The sequence below is a fragment of the Streptomyces lasalocidi genome (genome assembly GCF_005280215.1).
Lineage (GTDB): Bacteria > Actinomycetota > Actinomycetes > Streptomycetales > Streptomycetaceae > Streptomyces > Streptomyces longwoodensis.
The window spans coordinates 1,003,551-1,017,782 of the sequence record NZ_SZNQ01000001.1 but is presented as its reverse complement, the minus strand read 5'-3'; the positions used below and the strand labels follow the sequence as shown (position 1 = coordinate 1,017,782).

Here is a 14,232-nt window from a genome sequence, read left to right as displayed (position 1 = left end):
TCAGGACGCGGGCCCGTCGGCCCTCACCACTGCCGACCGTGGGGGAGCGCCGCCAGGCCCGGCGCCGACAGGTGCAGCACCTGGAACAGGTCGCCCTCGACCTTCGGCGCGTCGTGCTCCCACAGTGAGAAGTGCACGACCTCCCAGCGGCCCGTGTCCACGGCCGCCGCCGCGAGCACCGCGCCGTCCTCCCGCGCCAGCCGCCCGGTCCCGGCGACCACCTCGTCCACGAAGTCGCCCAAGGCCGCCCCGTCCGGCACCGGTTGCCGTCGCCGCACCGCGAACCGCGCGACCGCACCGGCCGATCCGCCCCCCGCTCCGGGCTCGTACGCCAGCCCCGACCACTGCCGCACCACGGGACGCCCGAAGTCGTCGCTCAGCCCCCGGAAGCCGGGGCCCCACAGGAACGCGTTCATGCCCTCCGTGGTGTTCCACAGGTAGAACGGCGCGTACTGCTGGACGGGCGAGCCGTGCGCGCCGCGCTCACGGATCAGGTACGCCTTGAGCCCGAGGCCGTCCCAGGCGTCGAGGAGGTGCCCGCGGCGGGCCACCCGGTCACGGATGACGTCCATGTCGTAGTCGGCGGGCAGCGTGATCTCGTACTGCATCGCGTGCATGCGGATCCCTCTCCTCAGTCGGCGGCGGGTGCTGCGGGCGAACGGGGGGCCAGCAGGGCGAGCAGTCCGCGCACCCCGGCGTCGAAGGCGTCCGGGTTGCCGGAGGCGCGGGCCAGGACGTAGCCGCCCTGCACCGTGGCGACGACTGCGGCGGCGATCTCGTCCGGGTCCAACTCGGCCGGGAACTGGCCCAGTCGGCGGCCCTCGTCGACGACGGCGGCGAGCCGTCCGCGCAGCCAGCCGATCGTCTCCTCCACGGGCGCGCGCAGCGCGTCGCTCGCGATCACGTCCGGGTCCATGGTCAGCCGCCCGACCGGACAGCCGCGCAACACGTCCCGCTCCCGCCGCAGGTACGCCGCGACACGGTCGTACGGCGTGCCCGGCCCGTCGAGCACGGCGTCCGCGGCGGCCCGCAACTCCTCGGCGGTGCGCCGGATCGCGGCCAGCGCCAGGTCGGGCTTGCCCGTGAAGTGGTGGTACATGCTGCCCTGCCCGGCGCCCGCCCGCTCCAGGATCGCCTTGGGGCTGGTGCCCACGTATCCGCGTTCCCACAGCAGGTCCCGGGTGGACTCGATCAGTCGCTCGGCGGTGCCCATGACCGCACTGTACATACCAGTAGGTACAGAAGTCGAGGTGAGGGCCGTGCCGGGACGTCCGGAGCAGCCACCGGCCGTCCGCGTACTCCCCGGGAGGTACGCACACGGCCGCTGGCCGTACGACGACCGGCACCCCCTCCCCGCGCGAGTCTCGAGTCATCGCCGAGAACCGGCCCCACCCGACCAAGGAGATGACCGAGATGCAGACCCTCGCCCAGTGGGACGGAGGCCCCGGCCCGTGGATCCTGTTCTTCCCGCTGATCTGGGCGGCCGTCGTCGTCGGCGCCGTCACCCTGCTGCGCCGCACCGCCGGACGCGGCCGACGCGGCCCGTGGGGCCCGGCCGACGTGTCGCGCCCGGCCGGTGACTCGCCGCTCGCCGTCCTCGGCCGCCGGTTCGCCTCCGGTGAGATCGACGAGGACGAGTACTGGCGCCGACTGTCCGTCCTCGACGAGCAGTTCGGCCGCCGCGGCGGTGCGGCATGACCGCCACCGCGACCACCACTCGCACGGCCGCCCGGGTCGCCGACGCCGTGAAGGTCCACGGCGCCGGCGACACCGCCGTCCGCGCCCTGGACGGGGTGACGCTCGGCTTCCCGGCCGGACGGTTCACCGCGATCATGGGACCGTCCGGGTCGGGCAAGTCCACGCTGCTGCACTGCGCCGCCGGCCTGGACACCCTCACCTCGGGCTCCGCCCACATCGGCGACACCGAGCTGGGCGCCCTCGACGACCGGCGGCTGACCCTGCTGCGCCGCGACCGGATCGGCTTCGTGTTCCAGGCGTTCAATCTGGTCCCCACGCTCACCGTCGCGGAGAACGTCCGGCTGCCGCTCGACCTCGCCGGACGGCGCGGCGACCCCGACTGGATCGACGCGCTGATCGACGTCGTCGGACTGCGCGACCGGCTCCACCACCGGCCCTCCGAGCTGTCCGGCGGACAGCAGCAACGCGTCGCCGTGGCGAGGGCGTTCGCGGGCCGGCCCGACGTGGTCTTCGCCGACGAGCCGACCGGCAACCTCGACTCCCGCTCCGGCGGCGAGGTCCTCGGCCTGCTCGGCCGCGCCGCCCGCGAGACCGCCCGCGCGGTCGTCATGGTCACCCACGACCCGGTCGCCGCCGCCCACGCCGACGAGGTCGTCTTCCTCGCCGACGGACGGCTCGTCGACCGCATGGCCGCCCCGACCGCCGACCGCGTGCTCGACCGCATGAAGGCCTTCGAGGTGCCGTCGTGAACGCTGCCGTCCGGCTCAGCCTGTCCTCCCTGCGCGCACACCGCCGCCGCTTCGCGGGCACCTTCCTCGCCGTGTTCCTGGGCGTGTCCTTCCTCGCCGGCACGCTCGTCATGGGCGACACCCTGCGGGCCGGCTTCGACACGATGTTCGGCGACGCGACCGCCGGCACCGACGCCGTCGTGCGCGGCGCCGACACCATCACCACGCCCGGCGAGAGCCAGGGCGTGCGCCGCCCCGTCGACACCGCCCTGGCGGCCACGCTCGCCCGGGTGCCGGGGGTCGCCGCCGCCGTGCCCGACATCCAGGGCGCCGGCCAGCTCGTCGGCGGCGACGGCAGACCCGTCGGCGGCCAGGGCCCGCCCACCCTCGCCGGCAACTGGATCACCGACCCGCGGCTCAACCCCTACCGGCTCGCCGAGGGCCGCGCCCCCGAGCACCCCGGCGAGGTCGTCGTCAACCGCGGCGCCGCCGAGAAGGGCGGACTGCGCCTCGGCGACACCACCGTCCTTCGCACCCCCGACCCGGTGCGCGTGACCGTCGTCGGGCTCGCCACCTTCGGCGGCGAGGACGGCATGGGCCAGGTGACCTTCACCGGCATGACCCGGGCCGACGCCGAGAAGTACCTGACCGCCCGGCCGGGCGAGGCGGCCGGCATTCTGGTGCGCGCCGCCCCCGGAATCGGCCAGCGCGAACTCGTCGACCGGCTCGCCCCGGTCCTGCCCCGGGGCGTCGAGGCGATCACCGGCCAGGAGTCGGCCCAGGAGAACACCGACATGATCTCCAGCCAGTTCCTGACCCTGTTCACCACCTTCCTGCTCGTGTTCTCCGGGGTCGCCCTGCTGGTCGCGACGTTCTCCATCCACAACACCTTCGCCATCGTCGTCGCCCAACGCACCCGCGAGAACGCCCTGTTGCGCGCCCTCGGCGCCTCGCGCCGCCAGGTCACCGCGGCCGCCCTCGTCGAGGCGGGCGCGGTCGCCGTGACCGCCTCCGCCGCGGGCCTCGCGGGCGGCGTGGGCATCGCGGCCGGGCTCCAGGCGCTGTTCCCGGCGATCGGCTTCCCCTTCCCCGACGGCGACCTGGTCGTCACGGCCCTGTCCCTGACCCTGCCGCTCGCGGTCGGCGTCCTGGTCTGCCTCGGCTCCGCCCTGCTGCCCGCCGTACGGGCCGGCCGCACCGCGCCGCTGGCCGCCCTGCGCGACACGGCCGTGGACACCTCCGGCGCCTCCCGCACGCGCGCGGTGACCGGCACCGCGCTGGCCGCGCTCGCCGTGGCCGCGACACTCACCGGCGTCCTGGTCTCCCCGTCGCTCTGGCTGGCCGGCACCGGCGCCGTCCTCGCCCTGGTCGCCTTCGTCGTCCTCGGCCCGGTCGCCTCCCGCACCGCCGTCCGCGTCCTCGGCGCGCCCCTGGACCGGCTGCGCGGCGTCACCGGTGCCCTCGCCCGGCGCAACGCCCTGCGCAGCCCCCGGCGAACCGCCGCCACCGCGAGCGCACTCATGATCGGCGTGGCCGTGGTGGCGCTGTTCACGGTGTTCGGGGCCTCGCTCAAGGCCACCATGGACCAGACCGTGGCGCGCTCCTTCGCCGGCGACGTGGCCGTCAGCACGCCGTCCTTCGGCGCGGGCGGCAGCGGACTCAGCCCCCGGCTCGCCCCCGCGATCGCCGCGCTGCCCGAGGTCGACACGGCCGTGGGACTGGGCCGGGGCGTCGCCGAGGTGAACGGCCGCGGACGGGCCCTGACCGTCACCGACCCGGTCGCCCTCGGGCGCACCTTCGACCTCGGCACGGTCGACGGCTCCCTCGGGCGGCTGGGCACCGACGGTCTCGCGCTCACCCGCACCGAGGCCGACCGCCTGCACCTGGGGCTCGGCGACACCGCACGGCTCGCCTTCACCGACGGCACGCGCGTGCCGTTCACCGTCCGCGCGGTCTACGGACGCTCCGAACTCGCCGGCGACTACGTCATCACCCGCGCCGCCTGGGCCCCGCACCGCACCCAGGACGCCGACACGCTCGTCGCCGTCTCCTTCCGCGCGGGCGTGAGCACGGCCGACGGCAGGGCGGCTGTCGAGAAGGTCGCCGACCGGTACGGCAACCCCGAGGTGCAGACCCGCGACGAGTACGCCCGCTCCTCCGCCGGCGGCATCGACATGATGCTCACCCTCGTCTACGCCCTGCTCGCCCTCGCGGTGCTCATCGCGCTGCTCGGCATCGCCAACACGCTGACCCTGGCCGTCCACGAGCGCACCCGGGAACTCGGGCTGCTGCGGGCGGTCGGCCAGACCCGCGCCCAGCTGCGGGCCATGGTCCGCTGGGAGTCCGTCCTGGTCGCCGCGTTCGGCATGACCGGCGGTCTGGTCCTCGGCGCCTTCCTGGGCTGGGTCCTGGTGGAGGCGTCCGACGGCACCAGCGACACCGCGTTCGCCTTCGCGGTGCCGCCCGTGCAGCTCGCGGTGGTGGCCCTGGTGGGCCTCGCGGCCGGCGCCCTCGCGGGCCTGCGCCCGGCCCGCCGCGCGGCCCGGCTGGACGTCCTGCGGGCGGTCGCGACGGAGTGACGCAGGCGGGGCGGCCGCGACGGAGTGACGCACGCGCTGGGGCGCGCCCGCCAGGGCTGGGATGGACAGGGAAACGTACGTCAGCCGGGACCCGGGCGTACGCCGGCCTACGCACCCTCGGGAGGCGGCACACCTGGAGGCGGCCCCGCCGAGGGCAGCGAGCGCGCCGAGCGCGCCCGGGGCACCGGGCGCATCCGGCGCAGGGGCGAGGGTCTCACCGCCCGGTCAGCCGACAACGGCGGACCGGGCGGGAGCATGGGCGGGCGTGCGGACGTCGAGCGGGTCGGCGACCGGGTCGACCTCGATCTCCGCGAAGCGCCGCGGGGCCTTCTCCGGCACCGGGTGGCGCACCGGCAGCGTCGGCAGCACGGCGGCCGCGTCGAGCGCGGGCAGCGTGAACCAGACGACCTTGCCGGTGTCCCCGTCCGGGCGCGCGCCCCAGCTCTCGCTGACCGCGGCCACCAGCGCCAGGCCGCGCCCGCCGGTGGCGAGCCGGTCGGCGACCTCCATCACCGGGAGCGTCGGGTCGTGGTCGTGCACCGAGACGGTGAGCCGGTCGAGCAGCAGCTCCAGCTCCACGGTGCACGTCTTGTCGGGTTGCGCATGCAGGTGGACGTTCGTCAGCAGCTCGGTCACACCGAGTGCGGCGCGGTCTATCAGGGCGTCCAGATGCCAGTAGCGCAACTGCGCGGATACGATTCTGCGGACCTGGCCGATCCGCGACGGCAGGGCTTGGAGCTCCACCGTGCAGTGCCTGCTTGGGTTGCTGATCACGGCTGCGACTCCCCGACGTGAGGTCCGGAAGAACACGGAGTTCGGATCGATCCAGCAGTGCGCCTGCACAGGGCGGCCGCCTGCTGTCGTGGCCGGCGGGCTGGTTCGCAGCGTTATCGCCGGTAAACCCAGAGTGACGTGAGAACAGCGTGACGCAAGGGGTGGGAGCGCGCAACTCGCGGTCACCGCGCGGCCACCGGGCGCGTCCTCCTCAGCCACCCCGTCCCGCGGCCCGGCGCACCGCCTCGATGAACCGGCCCGCCGCGGGTGGCCCGGGCTCGCCGGGAGCCGGGTCGTGCGCCCGCAGGGTCAGCAGGTACCGGTGACCGTTGAGGTCCGCCAGCGCCCGGCCCGCGGACGCGCACCACGGCCTGGACGCGCGCACCGCCTGCACGGGCGCGCTGTCGATCTCACTGCCGTGGCTGGTGAGCAACTCGAGCCTGCCGCCGCTGATCCGGACCTGCCCGGCCCGGGTGAGCGAGCGCAGTCCGCGCCCGATCCGCACCCCGGTGGCCGTGAACTCCGGCTCCGCCATGCCTGCCTGCCCCTCGTGCGTGGCTGTGCCGGCCCGTGCGCCCGCGGGGCGTTCCGCGGTGGTGCCACGGTGCGTTCCGCGGCGGTGCCATGGTCCTCGTCCGCGGTGGTGCCGCGGTGGTGGCATGGTGCGTTCCGCGGTGGTGCCGTGGTGCGTGGCGCGGTGCGTTCCGTGGTGCGTCGGAAACCGGCTCCTGTCGTGGTTCCTGAGCCCCCGTGCGGTGTGCAGTCTGCCCGGCCCGCGTGGCGAGCACCAGGGTGCGTGAGGCCTCGCCGCGGACCTCCCGGAGCACTCGCGCGAATGCGCCCCCCGGGTCGTCGCACACCTGTCCGGATGCTCGCCCCAGGCTCTCCTTTGAGGCGCTCAAAGTGGTGTTTATGCAGGTGAGAAGCGTGCGGACGGTGTCTATGATCGGTGTGTCGGCCACGCCCGGGGCGCGGTCGGCGCCCGGCGTAAGGAGCCACGACGTGAGCACCACCCAGCAGACCAGGAACGGCGCGACTTTCGACACCCTCGACGTCGACCGCACCGACGGCGGCTACCGCGACTGGCTGAAAGAGGCCGTCCGCAAGGTCCAGGCGGACGCCAACCGCTCGGCCGACACGCACCTGCTGCGCTTCCCGCTCCCCGAGGCGTGGGGCATCGACCTCTACCTCAAGGACGAGTCGACCCACCCCACCGGCAGCCTCAAGCACCGCCTCGCCCGCTCCCTGTTCCTGTACGGCCTGTGCAATGGCTGGATCCGGCCGGGCCGCCCGGTGATCGAGGCGTCGAGCGGCTCCACGGCGGTCTCGGAGGCGTACTTCGCGAAGCTGATCGGCGTGCCGTTCATCGCCGTGATGCCCCGCACGACCAGCGCCGAGAAGATCCGCCTGATCGAGTTCCACGGCGGGCAGTGCCACTTCGTGGACGACCCCCGCACGATGTACGAGGAGTCCGCACGCCTGGCGGCGGACACCGGCGGCCACTACATGGACCAGTTCACCTACGCGGAACGGGCCACGGACTGGCGCGGCAACAACAACATCGCCGAATCCATCTTCCGCCAGCTGGAGTTGGAGCGGTTCCCGGAACCGGCCTGGATCGTGGCCACCGCGGGCACGGGCGGCACCTCCGCGACGATCGCCCGCTACGTCCACTACATGCAGCACGACACCCGCATCTGTGTCGCCGACCCCGAGAACTCCTGTTTCTTCGAGGGCTGGACCACCGGCGATCCGGACGTCACCTGCGACTGCGGCTCACGCATCGAGGGGATCGGCCGGCCCCGCATGGAGCCCAGCTTCGTGCCCGGCGCCGTCGACCGGATGATGAAGGTGCCCGACGCGGCCAGCGTCGCCGCCGTCCGCGCCCTGGACCGCGCCATCGGCCGCCGGGCCGGCGGCTCGACCGGGACCGGGCTGTGGAGCGCCCTCAAGATCGTCGCCGAGATGGTCGCCGACGGACGGCGCGGCAGCGTGGTCACCCTGCTGTGCGACCCGGGCGACCGCTACCTCGACAAGTACTACTCCGACGCCTGGCTCGCCGAGCAGGGCCTGGACATCGCTCCGTACAGCGCGGCGATCGAGTCGCTGCTGGCGACAGGGGTGTGGCCGGACTGACGGGCGGGGCCGACCGGACCGAGGAGGGGATCCGTCGCTGACCAGCCGCGCTGACGGGCCGTCAGTCCTCGTTGCCCGGGCCGGAGTCGCCGGCCAGCACCAGCTCCCGCAGGTGCTCGGAGATCTCCACGCGCGCGTCGGCCGGCAGCCCCGCGTCCGTCACCAGCGTGTCGACCTGCTCCAGCGTCGCGAACGAACTCAGCCCCACCACACCCCACTTGGTGTGGTCGGCGACCACCACCACCCGGCGCGCCGAGTGCACCAGCCGGCGGTTGGTCTCGGCCTCGGCGAGGTTGGGCGTGGACAGCCCGGCCTGCGGCGATATGCCGTGCACCCCGAGGAACAGCAGGTCGAAGTGGAGCGTGGCGATCGCCTGGTCGGCCACCGGGCCCACCAGCGAGTCGGACGGGGTGCGCACCCCGCCGGTCAGCACCACCGTGGCCGCGCCCTGCCGGGGCCCCGAGGTGCGCTGGGCCGCGTGGAAGACGTCGGCGACGCGCACCGAGTTCGTCACCACGGTCAGATCGGGCACGTCCAGCAGGTGGTGCGCCAGCGCGAAGGTCGTCGTACCGCCCGAGAGCGCGATCGCGCTGCCCGGCGTCACCAGACCGGCCGCGGCCCGCGCGATGTCCTCCTTGGCGGTCTGCTCGAGGCCCGACTTCGCCTCGAACCCGGGTTCGTGGGTGCTCGCCTCGACGACCGGCACCGCGCCGCCGTGCACCTTCTCCAGCACGCCCTGCCGGGCGAGCGCGTCCAGGTCGCGGCGCACGGTCATGTCCGACACGCCGAGCTTGCGGGTCAGCTCGTTGACGCGGACGCCGCCGCGGCGCCGTACCTCGTCCAGGATCAGGGAGCGACGCTGCTCCGCGAGGAGGTTCTGATTCTCACTCACGTACGCTCCGGTCCTTTCGCCTCAAGCCGATCGACTGCGTCCCGGTGATCCGGTGATCCGGTGTCCGGGTGGCCGGACGCCCCGGTGTCCCGGTGTCCGGCCGGTCCCGCCGTCCCGGACGGACGCGTGCGGGCGTCCCATCCTCGCACGCCAGGCCCCGGGCGGCGTCACCACCCATCCGACGCGCGCATGTCACCCCACGGTCCCGGGACCGTTCAGGGGGCCGGCGCACCGGTCCGCGGATCGGAGGAGATTCGGTGACGACGCGTGCGCGACGGGGCACGAAGCGACATCCTTGATGTCCGCACGGAGCCATCCCGACGGCGCGTCACGGGGGAAGTGGCAGCAGTGGAAGACGTCCTTTCCGACGGGGCCGCCCGCCCCGCCCGGCCCGCCCGACCGGGCGCGGCCCTTGAACTCCTCGTCCACGGAGTGGGCGGGACCACGCCCGAGCAGATGCTCGGCGATCCGCGGACCGTGCGGATCACCGGCGACGACACGGCCGCCGTCCACCGGCGCGCGGACGACGTCGACGCCGAGAACGGCCCCGGCGGCGCCCCGGACCGGCCCGTCCCCGAGGCGTACGTCTGGTGCAACCTGACCTCCGGCAACGGCAGCCGCGCCCTGTGGCTGCTCCTGCTGCCCTTCATGGTCGTCAACCTCGCCCACTGGATGCGCCCGCCGGCCCACGAGCACACCCGCCTGGTCCGGCTGTACGGGCTGCTGGTCCGCCTCGCCGGACTCACCCTCACCGTGCTGCTCGTCGCCGCCGCCTGCGAGGTCGCCCTGGACCTGACGGCCTGGCAGTGCGCCGGCACGCGCGCGTGCGCCGAGCGGCACACCTGGCTGGGCTTCCTGTCCCCGGCGCTCTCCCACGGCGGCTGGTGGAGCATGCCGGGCCGCCGGCTCGCCCTGGCCGCGCTCGTCCCGACCGCCCTCACCGTCCTGCTGTGGTACCTGTCCCACCGCACCTGGCGGGCGTACGAGTCCCGCGAGCCGCTGACCCGCGCGCCGGAGGCCGAGCACCAGCCGGGGCCGACCGCGCTGGGCCGGCCCGGCTTCTGGTACGGCCGCCGGCTGGTGGCCCGGCTGCGGGCCGCCCACACCGCGGCCGGCCTGCTGACCGTCGCCGCGGCCGTCGGCACCGCCGCGGCCCGCGAGGACCGCCGGCCGGGCGGCCCGGCCCTGCTCGACGCGCTGGGCTGGTGCCTGGTGGCGGCGCTCGTCGGCGGCGCGGCCGCCGTCGTGTGGGTGGTGTGCCGCCGGGGCCGCAGCGAACACCGCCTCGACCGCGCCCTGGACGCCCACCTGGTACGGCGTCTGCCGCTCGCCACGCTCGTCCTGCTCGGCCTGACCACCGTGTACGCAGGCTGGTCCCGCCCCGGCTGGCACGACGCCGACCGCCTCCCCGGCGACACCACCTTCGGCGCCCTCGCCCTCGGCCAGGGCCTGACCGTGCTGGCCCTGGCACTGGTCGCGGCCCTGCTGCACCGGGCAGCGGCGGGGGGAGGGGCGGCCCCGGAGCAGCGGAGCGGGCGTGACTGCTGCGACGGCGGCACGGGCGGTCCCGCAGCAGGGGCCGGTGCCCGGGCAGGAACACCACAGGGCGCGGAGCCGGCCCCGGAGGGCGGCGCGACCGCCCCCGACGAGGCCCCCACCACCCGCGGCCGCGTCGCCCTGTACGGGCTCGGCGGCCCCGCCGTCGCCATGCTGGCCTGCGCCCTCGGGGCCGTGATGTCCGGCGGGGTGGCGCAGCGGGTCGCCGACTGGCTGGACGGCACGCAGAGCTCCTTCGACGGCCCGCCCGCCCTGCTGACCTGGCAGGCGTCCGTGATCCCACTGGTCCTGCTGGTGCTCCTCACGCTGGCCGCGCTGCTCGGCCGCGCCACCTGGCACCGCGCCCGCGCCGAACGCGCCGAGGTGCGCCGCGCCTACGGCATCGCCGACGGCGGTGACCCCGGCCGCACCGGCACCATCGCCCGGGCCCGGGCCATGGCACCCCTCACCGACCGCGCGCCGCTCCTCGTGGGCGTCACCGCGATCAGCACGCTGCTGCTGGGCGCCGGGGCGATCGTCGGGGCGCTGGCCACCGGGCGGACCCCCGGCCGGGCCACCGAGGGGACCTACCCCTTCGTCCACGGCGCCGCCCAGACCGCGCAGGCGCTCGGCTCCTGGCTGATAGGACTCGGCTTCCTGCTCTTCGTCACCTGGGGGCGCCGCGCCTACAAGGACCCTTCCGCCCGGCGCACCATCGGCATCCTCTGGGACGTCGGCACCTTCTGGCCGCGCGCCGCCCACCCCTTCGCGCCACCCTGCTACGCCGAGCGCGCGGTGCCCGACCTGACGTGGCGGATGGCCACCTGGACCCGCGAGACCGGCGGCCGGCTGGTGATCTCGGGGCACTCCCAGGGCAGCGTCCTGGCGGCGGCCGCCGCCTGGCAACTGGAGCCGCGGGACCGGGCGCGTGTCGGGCTGCTGACCTACGGCTCGCCCATCGAGCGCCTCTACGGCCGCTGGTTCCCCGCCCACTTCGGGCCGGCCGCGCTCAGCGCCCTGCACCAGGACGTCGACTGCTGGCGCAACCTCTACCGGCTCACCGACCCCATCGGCGGCCCCGTCCGGCTGCCGGGCACCTGCGGCCCCGCCGTGGACCGCGCGCCGCTGAAGGACCCGCTGGAGTACGGCCGCACGGCCCGCCACCCGCTGCCCGCGCCCCTGCTGGGCCACTCCGACTACCAGGCGGACCCGGCCTTCGCGGAGGAACGCGCCCTGCTGCTGGGCCGCCTGCTGCCCCTGCCCGAACCCCGCCAACCGGGCGCGAGTTGAGGACGGCGGGACCGACACACGCGCGTGCTACGGGAGTTCGGGCAGGTCCTCCGGGAACAGCAGGGTCAGGTCGTCCGTGCTGGGCTCGGCCACCTGGGCGACCCGGCTGGCGTGGCGCTCCACCATCGCCTCGAACGTCTGGCGCGCGGTGCGGCCGTTGCCGAACGCCGGGCCCTTCGGGAGCGCGGTGAAGTACTTCAGCAGGGCCTCCGGGGTGCCGGGCGCCGGCCGGTACTCGTGCTCCTCCGCCTGCTGCTCCACGATCCGCAGCAGCTCCTCGGGGCCGTAGTCGCCGAAGGTGATGGTGCGCGAGAACCGCGACGCCACACCGGGGTTGACCGACAGGAAGCGCTCCATCTCGGCGGTGTAGCCGGCGACGATCACCACGACCGACTCGCGGTGGTCCTCCATCAGCTTCACCAGCGTGTCGATGGCCTCCTTGCCGAAGTCACGCCCGGCGTCCTCGGGGGAGAGGGCGTACGCCTCGTCGATGAACAGCACGCCGCCGCGCGCCCGTTCGAACGCCTCCTGGGTGCGGATCGCCGTGGAGCCGATGTGCTCGCCGACCAGGTCCACCCGGGACACCTCGACCAGGTGCCCCTTCTCCAGCACCCCGAGGGAGGCGAGGATCTCGCCGTACAGCCGGGCCACCGTCGTCTTGCCGGTGCCGGGGGAGCCGGTGAAGACCAGGTGCCGCTTGACCGAGGCGGCCTTCAGGCCCGCCTGCTGCCGGCGCCGGCCCACCTCGATCATGTCGGTCAGCGCCCGCACCTCGCGCTTGACGCTCTCCAGGCCCACCAGCGCGTCGAGTTCACCCAGCACGTCCTGCGAGGTGCGGACCGGCTTCTCCGGCTCCGGCACGTCCGCCAGGGGCCCGGGAACGGTCACGCGCTGCTCCGGGACGGCACCGAGCAGCCCCGGCGACCCGCCCCCCGTCTGCACCGCGGTCTCCGCGACCGGCGGCGGCGTCGGGCGCAGCCCCGCGCTCTCGTCGCTGCTGCAGTCCTCGACCACCGGACCCGAACCGGGCGTCGCGTCCGCTCCGGCGTCCGCGAACTCGTAGCCCCCGCGCGCGCAGCGCTCCGTGCGGCACCGTCTGAGCGTCGTACGGCAGCCGTCTATCACGTGGAAGCCGTAGCCGCCGCTGTTGGTCACCCGGCAGTTGAGGAAGCTGCCCCGGCCGCCGGCCGACACGTAGAAGCCGGCCTCGGCGGGGGAGTCGACCGTGCACCGCTCGACGGTGGGGTCGGCGCCCTTGGTGACGATCACACCGGTCTGGGTGCCGTCCACCGTGCAGTTGTTCAGGGTGCCGCCGCTGCCGTGGTCGCGGAACCACGCGCCCGTGGCCGCGTCCCGGATCCGGCAGTCGTCGAGCTGGGCGGTCGCGCCGTCGCTGACCGACACCGCGGTGTTGCGCACCTGCGACAGGTCGCTGTCGACGACGTCCGCGCGCGAACCGCGGTCCAGGACGAACAGCGCGTCCGGCACGTCGTGGACCCGGCAGGAGTCCAGCACGGCCGTGGCGCCGTCGCTGACCCAGACGGCCGGGTAGTCGCCGGTGCTGTCGAAGATCTCGCACTGGTGGGCGTCCACGCGCGTGCCGGGGTCCCACACCGACAGCCCGTTGCGCCCGAACTGGCGCACCGTCGTGCGCGTCAGCGTCAGCACCGACCGCGAGCGCAGGTCGATGGCGTTCTCCGGGATGTCGTGGATGCGGCAGTCGGCGAGCGTGAGCACCGCGTCGGTGTCCAGGGTGACGCCGTCCGCGTCGGTGCGGTGCACGTCGCAGTCGGTCAGGTGGGCGGTGGCCCGGCCGGTGACCTGGACACCGCTGCCCCGCACCTCGTAGATCTCACAGCCGACCGCCTCCAGCGCGGAGTTGTCGCCGGTCGCGCTCAGACCCGTACCGGACGCGTGGTGCACCCGGCAGCGGTCCAGGCGGGGGTGCCCGCCGCCGCGCACCGCGACGCCGGCCTGCCCGGCCGCGACCACCTCGCACTCCTCGAACACACCGCCACCGCCGTCGAGCACGGCGATCCCGAGACCCGCCGGGTTGTCGACGGTGCAGCGGCGGACCGTGGGGCGGGCGCTGCCGCGCACCTCGATACCGGCCGCGGACCGCGTGACGATCCGCAGGTCCGTCAGCTCGGGCGTGCCCTCCTCGACGAGCAGCGCGGGCGCGGCCGCGTCCTGCCCCTCGATGTGCAGGTCCTGCACCACGGCCGAGGCCCGCACCGTCAACGGCACGCCGTCCACGGGCGCGAGGCGCACCGACCCGGGGGAGCCGTCCGGCCCGCGCAACGTCACCGCCCGCTGCACCACGAGGTTCTCCCGGTAGGTGCCCGGGGCGATGGTGAGCACGTCGCCGTCCGCCGCGGCCTCCAGGGCGGCGGCGAGCGATGCGTACTCACCCGTGCGGCGGCGCCACCGCGATGTGCCGGTGTGCGTCACCTGGACCGTGCCCTGTGCCATGGCGTTGCTGCGCCCCCACCTCGTCGTACTGATGGCTCGTCGCCCCCGGGGCGCCCTGGGGCTCCCTGATGCGCGGGTCGATGCCGAAAGCCTCGGCCGGTCCACCGTAGCGTGCGCGGGGACGGTG

At 75.0% G+C, this 14,232-nt stretch carries 11 protein-coding genes; 5 read left to right on the top strand and 6 right to left on the bottom strand.

Translation table 11 applies throughout. From position 1 onward, the window contains the following. Nucleotides 1–23: 23 nt before the first annotated feature. Together E4U91_RS04365 and E4U91_RS04360 are read right to left on the bottom strand one after the other, a co-directional pair. Nucleotides 24–617 (bottom strand): DUF4865 family protein, encoded by a 594-nt coding sequence (locus E4U91_RS04365; RefSeq protein ID WP_137305317.1) that lies wholly within the window; start codon nt 615–617, stop codon nt 24–26. Between the two features lie 14 nt (nt 618–631). Beyond that, nucleotides 632–1,213 carry a TetR/AcrR family transcriptional regulator gene (locus E4U91_RS04360; RefSeq protein WP_241678503.1) on the bottom strand — a complete coding sequence of 194 codons (582 nt, stop codon included), beginning with the start codon at nt 1,211–1,213 and terminating at the stop codon, nt 632–634. Nucleotides 1,214–1,413: 200 nt separating this feature from the next. On the opposite strand from E4U91_RS04360, the gene E4U91_RS04355 reads away from it, so the two are divergent. Genes E4U91_RS04355 through E4U91_RS04345 form a run of 3 tightly spaced genes read left to right on the top strand, consistent with a single transcriptional unit; the run spans nt 1,414 to nt 5,005 of the window. Continuing rightward, entirely contained in the window at nt 1,414–1,698 is a 285-nt protein-coding gene (locus E4U91_RS04355; protein WP_137310661.1) for an SHOCT domain-containing protein, read from the top strand. Next, nucleotides 1,695–2,447 carry an ABC transporter ATP-binding protein gene (locus tag E4U91_RS04350; RefSeq protein ID WP_137305314.1) on the top strand — a complete coding sequence of 251 codons (753 nt, stop codon included), beginning with the start codon at nt 1,695–1,697 and terminating at the stop codon, nt 2,445–2,447. The genes E4U91_RS04355 and E4U91_RS04350 overlap by 4 nt, the downstream gene beginning before the upstream one ends. Next, nucleotides 2,444–5,005 (top strand): ABC transporter permease, encoded by a 2,562-nt coding sequence (locus tag E4U91_RS04345; protein WP_137305312.1) that lies wholly within the window; start codon nt 2,444–2,446, stop codon nt 5,003–5,005. The genes E4U91_RS04350 and E4U91_RS04345 overlap by 4 nt, the downstream gene beginning before the upstream one ends. A 225-nt stretch (nt 5,006–5,230) precedes the next feature. On the opposite strand, the gene E4U91_RS04340 is transcribed toward E4U91_RS04345, so the two are convergent. Both E4U91_RS04340 and E4U91_RS04335 read right to left on the bottom strand, forming a co-directional pair. Continuing rightward, nucleotides 5,231–5,779 carry an ATP-binding protein gene (locus E4U91_RS04340; RefSeq protein WP_137305310.1) on the bottom strand — a complete coding sequence of 183 codons (549 nt, stop codon included), beginning with the start codon at nt 5,777–5,779 and terminating at the stop codon, nt 5,231–5,233. A 211-nt stretch (nt 5,780–5,990) separates the two neighbouring features. Further along, the gene (locus E4U91_RS04335) at nt 5,991–6,314 is read right to left on the bottom strand and encodes a hypothetical protein (RefSeq protein ID WP_137305309.1); all 324 of its coding nucleotides are present in this window, start codon (nt 6,312–6,314) and stop codon (nt 5,991–5,993) included. 467 nt (nt 6,315–6,781) lie between these two features. Between E4U91_RS04335 and cds1 the strand changes: the two genes are divergently transcribed. Further along, entirely contained in the window at nt 6,782–7,915 is a 1,134-nt protein-coding gene (cds1, locus tag E4U91_RS04330; RefSeq protein ID WP_137305308.1) for an L-cysteine desulfhydrase Cds1, read from the top strand. 61 nt (nt 7,916–7,976) lie between these two features. Here cds1 and E4U91_RS04325 read toward each other — a convergent pair whose 3' ends face one another. Further along, the gene (locus tag E4U91_RS04325) at nt 7,977–8,807 is read right to left on the bottom strand and encodes a DeoR/GlpR family DNA-binding transcription regulator (RefSeq protein ID WP_137305307.1); all 831 of its coding nucleotides are present in this window, start codon (nt 8,805–8,807) and stop codon (nt 7,977–7,979) included. 348 nt (nt 8,808–9,155) lie between these two features. Between E4U91_RS04325 and E4U91_RS04320 the strand changes: the two genes are divergently transcribed. Beyond that, on the top strand, nt 9,156–11,633 hold the full coding sequence (locus E4U91_RS04320) for a lipase family protein (protein WP_137305306.1): 2,478 nt from the start codon (nt 9,156–9,158) through the stop codon (nt 11,631–11,633). A 27-nt stretch (nt 11,634–11,660) separates the two neighbouring features. Here E4U91_RS04320 and E4U91_RS04315 read toward each other — a convergent pair whose 3' ends face one another. After that, nucleotides 11,661–14,105, bottom strand: a complete 2,445-nt coding sequence (locus E4U91_RS04315; protein ID WP_137305305.1) for a right-handed parallel beta-helix repeat-containing protein — start codon at nt 14,103–14,105, stop codon at nt 11,661–11,663. Between the last annotated feature and the right edge of the window lie 127 nt (nt 14,106–14,232).